Genomic DNA, 11,700 nt, shown 5'->3' with positions numbered 1-11,700 from the left:
GCGAGCGGAAGGAGCCCCCGCCCCGAGCCGCCGATCGACGGCGGCGATCCTCGCGCAGAGCAGGAGGCTTCCATGCTGACGTTCTACCATGCGCGCCAATCGCGCTCGAGCCGCGTCCATTGGCTGCTCCACGAGCTCGACGTCCCGTTCGAGACGATCCGCACCGACATCCCCCGCCGGGACGGCACCGGGGCGCGCGACCCGCGCAATCCCCATCCGGACGGCAAGGTGCCCGCTCTTGTGCACGATAGCCGCCTGGTTACCGAGACCGGCGCCATCCTCCTCTACCTCACCGACCTCTTCCCGGAGCGCAGCCTGGGCTTCGCGCCCGGCGAACCCGGACGGGCGGAGTATCTCACCTGGCGCTTCTGGTACGGGGATGTCGTGGAGCCGGTCTACCTGCTCGAGGTGCTCGGCGTGGCGGACCATCCCATCGCCGCGGCGACGTTCCGAAGCCGAGACGAGATCGCGACGCGATTGATCTCCGCTCTGCAGCCGAGCCCCCGCCCATGGCTGATGGGCGACCGGTTCACGGCAGCGGACATCCTGCTCAGCTCGCCGTTCTTGTACTCTCCGGACGCGACGCCCGACCACCCCGCGGTCCACGCCTGGATCACGCGCTGCACCGAACGTCCGGCTTATCGGCGTGCGCAGGAGCTGGACTGACCACGACCGCGTGGGATCGTAGCAGAACCGCCGCCGCGTCATTCCGTTGCGGCAGCGCCCGTCGCAGCTCTAGCCGCGCCTCAGCGCGCGGCACAGCCCGTCGAGCTGCTCGAGCGTGGCGTAGCGGATGCGGACCTCGCCGTTGGGCGCTCCAGGCTTCGCCGAGATCGCCACCTCGAGCCCGAGCGTCTCCGTCAGGGCCTGCTCGAGGGCGCGGGTGTCGGCGTCCTTCTCGGCCCGCGGGCGCGGCGGGCGGGTCTGCCCCTCCTCGTCCTGCCGGGCGAGGCGCTCGACGTCGCGGACGTTGAGCCCCTTCTCGACGATGCGCTCCGCGGCGGTCTCGGGGTCCTTCACGGCGAGGAGCGCGCGGGCGTGGCCGGCGCTGATGGCGCCGGAGGCGAGCTTCTCCTGCACGCTCTGCGGCAGCTTCATCAGGCGCATCGTGTTGGCCACGTGCGAGCGGCTCTTGCCGATCACCTGCGCGAGCTCGGCCTGCGAATAGCCGAACTCGGCGATGAGCTTGTCGTAGCCCGCGGCCTCCTCCAGCGCGTTGAGATCCGTGCGCTGGACGTTCTCGACGATGGCGTATTCGAGGGAGAGCCGGTCGTCGGCCTCGACGACGACGATCGGCACCTCGTGCAGGCCGGCGCGCTGGGCCGCCCGCCAGCGCCGCTCGCCGGCGATGATCTCGTAGGCGTCCTCGAGCCCGCGGAGCGAGCGCACGACGATGGGCTGGATGATGCCGCGCTCGCGGATCGACTGGGCGAGGTCCTCGAGATCGCTCTCCGCGAAGCTCTTGCGCGGGTTGCGCGGGTTCGGCCGCAGGAACTCGATCGGCACGCGGCGCTGGCCGCGGCCGCGCTCGACCACGCCCTCGTCGTCGTCCCCCATGTCGCCGATGAGCGCGGCGAGGCCCCGTCCGAGCCGCAGGCGCTGTCCCTCTTCCGCCATCGTCTTTTCCTCGGGTCCTTGCTTCGGGTTGGGCCTCAAGCCGCCTTGAGCGTGCGTTCGCGCTGGATGATCTCGGACGCGAGCCGCAGATAGGCCTGGCTGCCCGAGCATTTGAGATCGTAGAGGAGCACCGGCTTGCCGTGCGAGGGCGCCTCGGAGACGCGCACGTTGCGCGGGATCACCGTCTCGTAGACCTTGCCGCCCATGAAGGAGCGCACGTCCGCCACGACCTGGTTGGACAGGTTGTTGCGCGGGTCGAACATGGTCAGCACGACGCCGTGGATGGAGAGCTTGGGGTTGAGGTTGTCGCGCACCTGCTCGACGGTCTTGAGCAGCTGGCTCAGGCCCTCGAGCGCGAAGAACTCGCATTGCAGCGGCACCAGCACCGAATCCGACGCCGCCAGGGCGTTGATGGTGAGCAGGTTCAGCGAGGGCGGGCAGTCGATCAGGATGTAGGTGAAGGGCTCGGAGCGGAGCGCGTCGCCCAATGCGAGCCCGTCGATGGCGAGCTTGAGCCGGTGGGCGCGATTGCGCGAGGAGGCGATCTCGAGCTCCAGGCCGAGCAGGTCGAGCGTCGACGGCGCCAGGTGGAGCCGTGGCACCGCCGTTTCGCGGATGGCCGAGCGCAGCTCGGCCTCGCCGGTGAGGACGTGGTAGGTCGAGATGCGGCGCTGCTTGCGCTCGACGCCGAGCCCGGTCGAGGCGTTGCCCTGCGGGTCGAGATCGATGACGAGAACCTTCTCGCCGATCGCGGCGAGCGCCGTGCCCAGGTTGATCGCCGTCGTCGTCTTGCCGACGCCGCCCTTCTGGTTGGCGAGGGCGAGTACGCGCGGGCGCCCGTGGGTCTGACGGCGCAGCCGATCCGGCTGCGGATCGGAGGCGCGGGCGGGTTCGGCCACCGCCTGCGTCTCCGCCTCGAGCGGGAGGTCGACACTATCGGCGGGAGGCGCGTCGGCGACCTCGTCCTCGCCGAGGAGCGTATCGCTGGTCATGATCACTCGTTCCTGGACGTGTCGCTCGGCGACGTGTCGTTCCCGGACGCGTCGTTCCTGGACGGGTCGTCGAACCGATCGCCTTGGGGGAGCCAGCGAATCCGCAGGATGCGTGCGCGCGAATCGGTCCGGCTCGGGATCTGCTCGATATCGACTGTCCGGGATTTCACCACGGGGGTCAATTCGCTCTCCACGCCCGCACCCTTCGGAAACAGCGCCACGGCGCCGGTTTTCAACAGGGTCTCGCACCAGGCGAGGAGCTGGGAGAGCGGCGCGAGCGCGCGGGCGGAAACGACGTCGGTCTCGCCGGCGAAATTCCGGACGACGTCCTCGATCCGCCCGTTGTGCACACGCACCGGCGCGCCGGTGAGGCGCGCGACGTGGCGCAGGAAGGCGCACTTCCGGGCGTTCGATTCGACGAGGTCCATGCAAAAACGCGGCCGGTCCGCCAGCGCAATGGCGACGACGAGGCCGGGAAAGCCCGCGCCGGAGCCGATATCGAGCCAGTGGCGGGCGTTCGCCGGGGCGATCTCGACGAGCTGGAGCGAATCGGCGACGTGGCGTGTCCAGACCGTGTCCAGCGTGCCGGGTCCCACCAGGTTCTTGGCCGGCTGCCAGCGGCGGAGCTCGGAGACGAGGGTGTCGAGCTTCGCGCGTGTTTCACGTGAAACAGCGAAGGGGGCCAGAGCGGCGTCGGGCGAATCGGTGGTCATGCGGCCTGTTGTGCCGCGGAGCGCGCCGCGGGTCCAGTCGCAGCCGATCGTTCCGGGTTCCGCCCTACGCCGCGTCCGCGCCCCGGCGCCGCTTGCGGGCGTGCGCGGCGAGCAAGGTGATCGCCGCCGGCGTCATGCCCTCGATCCGCGCGGCCTGGCCGAGCGTGCGCGGGCGCACGCGATCGAGCTTGGCGCGGATCTCATTGGAGAGGCCCGGCAGCGCCGTGAAGTCGATCCCCTCGGCGAGCACCACGCTCTCGTCGCGCCTGTGCGCGGCGATGTCCGCGGCCTGCCGGTCGAGATAGACGGCGTAGGTGGCGTCGGTCTCGAGCCGCTCCCGCAGCGGCCCGGTGATGTCGCCGAGCTCGGGCCAGACCCGCGCGAGGTCGGGAAAGCCGATATGGGGATAGGACAGGAGCTGGAAGGCCGAGCGGCGCACGCCGTCCTGGTTCAGCGACAGCCCCGCCTTCGCCGCCTCCTGCGGGGTCAGCGTCCGCTCGCGCAACACCGCCCGCGCCGCCTCGAGCCGCGCCTGGCCCTCGCCGAAGGCCCGCGCCCGCGCGGCGCCGACGCAACCGGCGGAGAGGCCCACGGGGGTGAGCCGCTCGTCGGCATTGTCGATGCGCAGGCTCAGCCGATATTCCGAGCGCGACGTGAACATGCGATAGGGCTCGCTCACGCCGCGGGTGACGAGGTCGTCGATCAGGACGCCGAGATAGGATTGCGCCCGGTCGAAGACGATCCCCTCCCCGCCGCCGGCGAAGAGCGCGGCGTTGATCCCCGCCGCGAGGCCCTGCGCGCCGGCCTCCTCGTAGCCCGTCGTGCCGTTGATCTGGCCGGCGAGGAAGAGGCCGGCGATGCGCTTGGTCTCCAGCGTCGGGGCGAGGTTGCGCGGATCGACGTAATCGTACTCGATGGCGTAGCCCGGTCGCACGATGCGCGCGCGCTCGCAGCCGGGGATGGACGCGACGACGCCCGCCTGCACGTCCTCCGGCAGGGAGGTCGAGATGCCGTTCGGGTAGACCAACGGGTCGTCGAGCCCCTCCGGCTCGAGGAAGATCTGGTGCCCCTCGCGGTCGCCGAAGCGCACCACCTTGTCCTCGATCGAGGGGCAATAGCGCGGGCCGGTCGAGGCGATCTCGCCGGAATACATCGGCGCGCGGTGAAGGTTCGCGCGGATCAGCTCGTGCGCGGCCGGCGTCGTGCGGGTGACGCCGCAGGCGACCTGAGCCGTGGTGATGCGGTCGGTGAGGGCGGAGAAGGGGACCGGATCGTCGTCGGCCTCCTGGATGTCGACGCCCGCCCAGTCGATCGTGCGCCCGTCGAGGCGGGGCGGCGTGCCCGTCTTGAGGCGCCCGAGCGTGAAGCCGAAGCGCTCCAGCGTCGCAGAGAGGCCGAGCGAGGGCGCCTCGCCCACGCGGCCGGCGGGGATCTTGCGCTCGCCGATATGGACGAGGCCGCGCAGGAAGGTGCCCGTGGTGATCACGACGGCGCCGGCCGCGAGCCGCCGCCCGTCGGCGAGGACGAGGGCGGCCACGCGGGCGCCGTCTACCTCGATGTCGTGCGCCTCGCCCTCGACGATCGTCAGGCCGGCCTGCGCGGCCAGCGCCGCCTGCATGTGCCGGGCGTAGAGCTTCCGGTCGGCCTGGGTGCGCGGGCCGCGCACGGCGGGTCCCTTGCGGCGGTTGAGCAGGCGGAACTGGATGCCGGCCTTGTCCGCCACCTGGCCCATCAGCCCGTCGAGGGCGTCGATCTCGCGCACGAGATGACCCTTGCCGAGCCCCCCGATGGCGGGATTGCAGGACATCGCGCCGATCGTCGCCGCCTTGTGCGTGACGAGCGCCGTCGCCGCGCCCATGCGCGCGGCCGCCGCCGCGGCCTCCGCCCCGGCATGCCCGCCCCCGACCACGATCACGTCGTACCGCATCTCGCGCGCCCCGCGCTCCGTTGCTGCAGATGATGAGGAGATGCGGGGGATATAACGCGGATTGCGCGGGGCCGGAAGGGTGTGAAATGGAAGGGGGCTCGCCGTCTTGTCCTGCAAGCGTGCCGCCGTGCTCGCTGCGGTCAACGGCTTCGCCGTGCTCCACTGCGTTTCGCCCCTTCGGGTGACCTCCGCCGCGCGCGACGGCCGTGCCGATGGCACGACGGCTCCCTCCGGAGAGCCGGGTCCCGCGACCTTCACCCCCCGCTCACGTCACCACGCTCGGCGCCTCCCGCCCCGTGCGCGTCTCGATCTCCGCCACCTCCCGCGCCGCCGCGGCGACCTCCGCCAGCGCCTCGCCGACGTCTCGGTCGTGGCGGGCCGGATCGGGCTCGTAGCGCTCGAGATAGACCCGCAGCGTCGCCCCGGCCGTGCCGGTGCCCGAGAGCCGGAACACCGCCCGTGCCCCCTCGGCGAAGACGAGGCGCACGCCCTGAGCCTTCGTCACCGAGCCGTCGACCGGGTCGGTGTAGGCGAAGTCGTCGGCCGCCGCGACGGTGAGGCCGCCGACGCGCGTGCCCGGCAGGCCGGACAGCTTCTCGCGCAGCGCCGTCATCAGCCCTTGCGCCGCCTCGGAATCCACCTCCTCGTAGTCGTGGCGCTGGTAGTAGTCCCGCCCGAACCGGGCCCAATGCGCGCGCACGAGCGCGTCGGCGCTCTTCCCCGTCGCGGCGATGACGTTCAGCCACAGGAGGACGGCCCAGAGCCCGTCCTTCTCGCGCACGTGGACCGAGCCCGTCCCGGCGCTCTCCTCGCCGCAGATGCCGATCAGGCCCGCGTCGAGGAGGTTGGCGAAGAACTTCCAGCCCGTGGGCGTCTCGAAGGCGCGGATGCCGAGCGCCTCGGCGACGCGATCGACGGCGCGGCTCGTCGGCATCGAGCGCGCGACGCCGGGCAGGCCCGCCGCGTAGCCCGGGGCGCGGTGCGCGTGCGCGGTGAGGATCGCGAGCGAATCGCTCGGCGTGACGAACATGCCCGGCGCGACGATCATGTTGCGGTCGCCGTCGCCGTCGGAGGCGGCGGCGAAGTCGAGCCGGTCCGGGCCCGTCATCAGGGCGACGAGCTCCGCGTTGTGCACCGGGTTCGGGTCCGGATGGTGCCCGCCGAAATCGGGCAGCGGCGTGCCGTTCACCACCGTCCCCGCCGGCGCGCCGAGGGTCTCCTCGAGGATGGCGGTGGCGTAGGGCCCCGTCACCGCGCTCATCGCGTCGAAGCGCATGCGGAAGCCGCCGGCGAAGAGCGCGGCGATGGCGTCGAAATCGACGAACTCCCGCATCAGGGCGGCGTAGTCCGCCACGGGGTCGACGATCTCGACCACCGTGTCGCCGACGCGGACCTCTCCCCAGGTGTCGAGATCGATGTCGGGCGTGCGCAGGATGCGGTATTCCGAGATCTCCTCGGTGCGCGCGAAGATCGCCTCGGTGACGCTCTCCGGCGCCGGGCCTCCGTGGGAGACGTTGAACTTGATGCCGAAGTCGCCGTCCGGGCCGCCGGGATTGTGGCTCGCCGAGAGCACGATGCCGCCCGCGGCTCGGCGCTTGCGGATGATGCAGGAAACCGCCGGGGTCGAGAGCAGGCCGCCGGAGCCGACGACGAGGCGCGCGACGCCGTTCGCCGCGGCCATCCGGACGATGGTCTGCACCACCTCGCGCATCAGGTAGCGGCCGTCGCCGCCGACGACGAGGGTCGCGCGCTCCTTGTCCGGCACGCCGTCCAGGATCGCCTGGACGAAATTCTCGACATAGTGCGGCGTGCGGAAGACCGGCGTCTTCTTGCGCAGGCCGGACGTGCCGGGGCGCTGGTCGGGGAAGGGCGTGGTCGGGACGACCTCGGCGGCGGGGTTGGTGCTCATGCGGTCTCCGGTGGGGATCTGGCGCCGGGGCGGCGCGGGCGGTCCGTCGGCGGCAGCATAACGATCGGGACGCCGCGATCTATCCCCCGACCGCTCACGTCTCGACCCGAGCGTCTTGCGGCGCTCCGCGGAGTGGCTATCGTGCCGCGATGGACGCCGTCGCCCGCCCCTCCCCGTTGCGGTTCGTCCCGCCGGCCCGGCGGGGCGTCCTCGCGCGCCTCGCGGACGTCGTCTTCCCACCGGCCTGCGCCGCCTGCGGCGCGGCGACGGCCGATCCGCGGGCCCTGTGCGCCGTCTGCTGGAGCGGGCTCGCCTTCATCGAGCGGCCCTATTGCGAGCGCCTCGGCACGCCCTTCGCGGTGGATGTCGGGGGCGAGATCCTCTCGCCCGCGGCGATCGCCGCGCCGCCGCCCTTCGCCCGCGCCCGCGCCGCGGTGGCCTACGACGGCGTGGCGCGCACCCTCGTCCACCGCCTGAAATACTCCGACCGGCTCGACCTCGCCGAGACGCTGGGGCGCATGATGCTGCGCGCCGGGCGCGAGATCCTGGCCGACGCCGACCTGCTCGTGCCGGTGCCGCTGCATCCCGGCCGCCTCTGGCGGCGACGCTACAACCAGGCCGCCGCGCTCGCCCGCGTGGTCTCCCGCGCGAGCGGCGTGCCGACGGACCCGCTCGTCCTGCGCCGGGTGAAGCCGACGCCGACCCAGGTCGGCCTCACCCGCCCGCAGCGGCGGCTCAACCTGTCCGGCGCGCTCACCGTAAAGAAGCCGCTGCGCCCGCGGATCGCCGGCCGCAAGGTGATCCTCGTCGACGACGTCCTGACCACCGGCTCCACCGCGGAAGCCGCCGCCCGCGTGCTGACCCGCGCCGGCGCCGCGCGGGTGGACGTGCTGGCTTTCGCCCGGGTGGTGGCGGAGGGGTAACCCCCCGTTCACGATGACTAAAATCGAGCGCATCGACTTTACCCGCCGTTCAGCGCCGTGGGCGCTTTCTCGTCGCATCGGAACGGCCCGGCGCAGAGACCCGGGCGACGACGAGGGCGCGTCATGCGGATGTCGAGCGGAGCGACGACGGTGGAGCGGGCGATGCGGTGCGCAGGCGACCCGCAAGGCTACCGCGCGGCGGCGCGCAACTCTTTGCTCGCGGCCGGCCTGGCCTGCGCCGGGCTCGCCGGCGGCTTCGGGCTGCTGGTCATGGCGCTGGTGTGAGCCGACGCGAGCGTCAGGACCCCTCGCCGACGAGCCTGTCCTCGATCCAGACCAGGAACGCCGCGACCGTCAACGCGGCGAGCCACGCGCCGGACGCGAGGAGCGCGAGCGTGAGGATCGCGCAGAACCAATCGTAGGGGCCGCGGCGGCGCAGCATGCGGCGGGCGTTCGTCTCCAGGCGGCGCATCATCGATCCTCGTCGTTCGTCTCCGGCTCGGCCACGAATTCGAGAAGATCGCCGGGCTGGCAGTCGAGCTCCCGGCAGAGCCTCTCCAGCGTCTCGAAGCGCACGCCCTTCACGTGCCCGCGCTTGAGCAGCGACAGGTTGGCCTCGGTGATGCCGACCCGCGCCGCCAGGGCCTTCGAGCTGATCTTGCGACGGGCGATCATCACGTCGAGGCGCACCACGATCGGCATCAGACGAATTGCTCGTTCTCGGCGGCGATCGCGCGCGCGCTCTCCCACGCTCCTCCGAGCGCGAGAATGAGCGCGCCGAAGAGGCAGGCGGTCAGGGCGGCGCTGGAGACGTCGAGGACGAGGGCGCGCGCGCCGGCGGGCGCGTCCCAGGTCAGGGCGAGCCCGACGAAGGTGGGCGCGAGGAGGCTCGCGACGCCGGAGACGAGGAGCCATCGCCCGCAGGTGGCGAGCGCTCGCGGCTGACCCGGGCCGAACCAGTCGCCGGCGGCGAAGCCCGCGAAGCAGCGGCCGGCCGCGAGGAGCGAGAGGCAGAGCGCCGCAGCGGGCGCGAGCGAGACGAGCGCGGCGATCGCGACGAGGATCGTCGCGGGTGCGTCGGGCCGACCGAGACGGTCGAGCACGGCTGCCGGCGCCGCGCCCAGGATCCAGCTCGCCAGCACGAGAAGCGGGATGGCGATCGCGACGAGCCGGCAGGCGAGCGCTGCGAGGCGCGAGCGGCGGCGCAGCCGCTCCGCGGCGGGGGACGCGTCGGCGCGGGGCATGAAGGTCTCCTGTTTCTCCGCGGCATCTAGGCACAATCTTTCTGTCTTGCAATAATATTTTTCTGCTGTACTGAAGCGCGCCGCCGGAACCGCCCGCTGTCCGGCCGAGCGAGAGGACCTCATGAAGCCCGCACCCGCCCTCCTCGTCGTGGCGCTGCTGTGCGCCGGATGCGCGACCCTGCCCGTCGCGGCGCCGGAGGCGTGTCGTGACGGGCAGGTCTATGCCGGCGCGCCTCTGCGCCCGGCGCTGCCCCCGGGCACGCTGCCGCTGCGCGACCCGGGGCGCGCGAGGCTCGCGGCGGACGAGGCGGCGCGTCTCGAGCGGGCCTTCGACGACGCCTTCGCACGGACGAACGCCGTGTCCATGACCGCGGCCGTCTGGCGCGGCGGCGACGCGCCCTGGTCGGCGACCCGCGGCGCGTCGCCCGGCGCCCTGCATGCCTGGGCGAGCGTCGGCAAGATGGTCACCGCGGCGGCCATCCTCCGCCTCGCCGAGGCGGATCGGCTCTCGCTGACCGACCCGATCGCGGCCCATGTCGACGACGTGCCCAACGGGGACGCCGTCACGATCGACATGCTGCTCGAGCACACGGCCGGCCTGGCGCGGGATGCGCCGGGCGACCGCCCGCCCGCGGCGATCGCGTGCCCCGGAACCGTGTGGCGCTACTCGAACGCCGGCTACGTGCTCCTCGGGCGGGTGATCGAAAGCGTCACCGGCCGGCCCTATCACGAGGCGGCGGCGGCGCTGGTGCTGGCCCGCAGCGCCGCCGTCGACATTCGGCTGCTCGCGCCGGACGACGACCAGGCGGACGTCGCGCCGCTCGCGCCCCAGGAGGCGCTTCAGAATTCGGCCCAGCGGGAGGAGCCGCGCGACGCCCGCGCTGCTGGGTCCCTCGCGGCGGATGCGGCGAGCATGGCGCTGCTCCTGCGCGACCTCCTCTCCGGGCGCGTCCTGCCCGCGGAGACCGTGCGCGCCCAGTTCGCGCGCCTCTACCCGATGAACGACGACGGCTTCTGGTACGGGCGCGGCGTGATCGTCTTCGACGTTCCGGGGAACGGAGGGACGACGCCCTGGCTCGGCCATGCCGGCGGCTTCGCGGGCGCGAAGGCGATCGTCGCCTACGTGCCCGACCAGGACGCGATCGTCGCCGTCGCGCTCACGGGAGACGGATCGGCGGCGGCGGCGGCGAACCTCCTCCTCGGCGCGATCGGCGCGTGAGAGCGCCTCCCGAGGCGACGGCGCCTCTCAGCTCTGGTCGATCAGCTCGACGATCAGCCCGTCCCGCAGCCGGTAGAGCGCGGCGCCCGTGAAGGAGAGCGCCTGCCCCGCCGTCCAGCCGTTCGGCAGGTCGCGCGCCACCACCGCTTCGTAGGCGATCGTCGCGAGGGTCGTGTCCCACACCGTGAGCGCCTGCGTGACCGTCTGCGCGCGGGAGGCGAAGGCCTCGGCGCCGAAGGCCGCCATGCGCCCGAACTCCTCCTTGCCGCGCGCCTCGGCGTCGACGACGCCGCCCGACACGTTGCGGAAGACGACGTCGTCGGCCAGGCAGGCGAGCATGGCGGGGACGTCCTTGGCGTTGTAGGCGCGCAGGTAGGCGGCGATCGGGTCGGGCAGCTGGGTCACGGACCTCTCCTCCTCGGCTGCGGCGGGCGACCGGACATTGCCCTGGACGTCCGTCGCGGGCAAGCCGCGCGGTCCCCGCGCCGGCAGGTGCGCGCCGGCGTGCGCTCGGGCCCGGCGCTCACGGAGCGATCCGGCCGACGACCTCCAGCCCGCGCGCGCCGCGGCGCATGACGATGCCCTCGCCGGAGCCGGGGCCGATCCCGGTCAGGGCCGAGATGTTCACGAAGTGGGTGGACACGACCAGCGCGCCGGGTCCCGACCAGGCGTCGAGGATCCTACGCGCCGCCGCGGTGCGCGCGGGCCCCTGGCTCCGATCCCCGAAGAACGAGTTGAAGGCCGGCTCCGCCACGGCCCGGCCGGGGAAGGCGAGCTCGGCGGTCTCGCGGCACCGGCACCATTCGGAGGTGAGAACCCCGCCGACCTCGACGCCGCGCGCGCGGAAGGCCTCGCCGATGCGGCGGGCCTGCGCACGCCCGACGTCGTTCAGGTTCCGCTGGGTCGCGCAATCGTCGAGGCGCATTCCGGGCGGGTCGCCGCCGCCGGGCGCCAGGGCATGCCGGAAGAGCGCCACCGCGCCCGGCTCGCGGAGCGCCGCCCAGGCGGTGTCTTCCGCCGCGGTACCCGAAGCCGGGAACGCGGCGAGCAGGGCAGGAGCGGCGAGCAGCGAACGACGGGTGATCAACGCGACCTCCTCCGTGACGACCCCGGGGGATGATGGTGCACGGTCGCCTCCGATCAAGCTCCGCCGAGG

The 11,700-nt window shown here is 72.9% G+C and carries 13 protein-coding genes and 1 pseudogene; 4 read left to right on the top strand and 10 right to left on the bottom strand.

The window, feature by feature from the left end; genetic code table 11:
- Positions 1–72 precede the first annotated feature (72 nt).
- On the top strand, positions 73–666 hold the full coding sequence (locus tag ABL310_RS23915) for a glutathione S-transferase family protein (RefSeq protein ID WP_349369494.1): 594 nt from the start codon (positions 73–75) through the stop codon (positions 664–666).
- A 69-nt stretch (positions 667–735) separates the two neighbouring features.
- Here the strand turns inward: ABL310_RS23915 and ABL310_RS23910 are convergent, their stop codons facing one another.
- From ABL310_RS23910 to ABL310_RS23890, 5 genes and pseudogenes are all read right to left on the bottom strand, one after another.
- Positions 736–1,617 carry a ParB/RepB/Spo0J family partition protein gene (locus tag ABL310_RS23910; RefSeq protein ID WP_349369493.1) on the bottom strand — a complete coding sequence of 294 codons (882 nt, stop codon included), beginning with the start codon at positions 1,615–1,617 and terminating at the stop codon, positions 736–738.
- Between the two features lie 35 nt (positions 1,618–1,652).
- Positions 1,653–2,609, bottom strand: coding sequence for a ParA family protein (locus ABL310_RS23905; protein WP_349369492.1), 957 nt, complete (start codon positions 2,607–2,609; stop codon positions 1,653–1,655).
- Between the two features lie 77 nt (positions 2,610–2,686).
- Positions 2,687–3,322: pseudogene (rsmG, locus tag ABL310_RS23900) on the bottom strand (16S rRNA (guanine(527)-N(7))-methyltransferase RsmG); the annotation flags it as partial.
- 64 nt (positions 3,323–3,386) lie between these two features.
- Complete coding sequence (gene mnmG, locus ABL310_RS23895) at positions 3,387–5,249, bottom strand: tRNA uridine-5-carboxymethylaminomethyl(34) synthesis enzyme MnmG (RefSeq protein ID WP_349369491.1); 1,863 nt, start codon at positions 5,247–5,249, stop codon at positions 3,387–3,389.
- 265 nt (positions 5,250–5,514) lie between these two features.
- The gene (locus tag ABL310_RS23890; protein ID WP_349369490.1) at positions 5,515–7,158 is read right to left on the bottom strand and encodes an alpha-D-glucose phosphate-specific phosphoglucomutase; all 1,644 of its coding nucleotides are present in this window, start codon (positions 7,156–7,158) and stop codon (positions 5,515–5,517) included.
- Positions 7,159–7,307: 149 nt separating this feature from the next.
- On the opposite strand from ABL310_RS23890, the gene ABL310_RS23885 reads away from it, so the two are divergent.
- Positions 7,308–8,081, top strand: a complete 774-nt coding sequence (locus ABL310_RS23885; RefSeq protein WP_349369489.1) for a ComF family protein — start codon at positions 7,308–7,310, stop codon at positions 8,079–8,081.
- 123 nt (positions 8,082–8,204) lie between these two features.
- On the top strand, positions 8,205–8,366 hold the full coding sequence (locus ABL310_RS23880; RefSeq protein WP_349369488.1) for a hypothetical protein: 162 nt from the start codon (positions 8,205–8,207) through the stop codon (positions 8,364–8,366).
- 13 nt (positions 8,367–8,379) lie between these two features.
- Here the strand turns inward: ABL310_RS23880 and ABL310_RS23875 are convergent, their stop codons facing one another.
- The 3 genes from ABL310_RS23875 to ABL310_RS23865 are packed head-to-tail and all read right to left on the bottom strand — an operon-like array spanning position 8,380 to position 9,325.
- Positions 8,380–8,556, bottom strand: coding sequence for a hypothetical protein (locus ABL310_RS23875; RefSeq protein WP_349369487.1), 177 nt, complete (start codon positions 8,554–8,556; stop codon positions 8,380–8,382).
- A complete protein-coding gene (locus tag ABL310_RS23870; RefSeq protein WP_349369486.1) occupies positions 8,553–8,783 on the bottom strand; it encodes a helix-turn-helix transcriptional regulator in 231 nt (76 codons plus the stop codon). Before ABL310_RS23870 ends, ABL310_RS23875 begins: the two co-directional genes overlap by 4 nt.
- On the bottom strand, positions 8,783–9,325 hold the full coding sequence (locus tag ABL310_RS23865; protein ID WP_349369485.1) for a hypothetical protein: 543 nt from the start codon (positions 9,323–9,325) through the stop codon (positions 8,783–8,785). The genes ABL310_RS23870 and ABL310_RS23865 overlap by 1 nt, the downstream gene beginning before the upstream one ends.
- A gap of 121 nt (positions 9,326–9,446) precedes the next feature.
- Here ABL310_RS23865 and ABL310_RS23860 point away from each other — a divergent pair, with 121 nt between their 5' ends.
- The gene (locus ABL310_RS23860; RefSeq protein WP_349369484.1) at positions 9,447–10,544 is read left to right on the top strand and encodes a serine hydrolase domain-containing protein; all 1,098 of its coding nucleotides are present in this window, start codon (positions 9,447–9,449) and stop codon (positions 10,542–10,544) included.
- 27 nt (positions 10,545–10,571) lie between these two features.
- Here ABL310_RS23860 and ABL310_RS23855 read toward each other — a convergent pair whose 3' ends face one another.
- Together ABL310_RS23855 and ABL310_RS23850 are read right to left on the bottom strand one after the other, a co-directional pair.
- The gene (locus ABL310_RS23855) at positions 10,572–10,949 is read right to left on the bottom strand and encodes a nuclear transport factor 2 family protein (protein WP_349369483.1); all 378 of its coding nucleotides are present in this window, start codon (positions 10,947–10,949) and stop codon (positions 10,572–10,574) included.
- A 118-nt stretch (positions 10,950–11,067) separates the two neighbouring features.
- Positions 11,068–11,631 carry a histidine phosphatase family protein gene (locus tag ABL310_RS23850; protein ID WP_349369482.1) on the bottom strand — a complete coding sequence of 188 codons (564 nt, stop codon included), beginning with the start codon at positions 11,629–11,631 and terminating at the stop codon, positions 11,068–11,070.
- Between the last annotated feature and the right edge of the window lie 69 nt (positions 11,632–11,700).

This window comes from Salinarimonas sp. (genome assembly GCF_040111675.1).
Taxonomy (GTDB): domain Bacteria; phylum Pseudomonadota; class Alphaproteobacteria; order Rhizobiales; family Beijerinckiaceae; genus Salinarimonas.
Note: the sequence above shows the minus strand (reverse complement) of the source record. Positions and strands in the feature narration are given on the sequence as shown.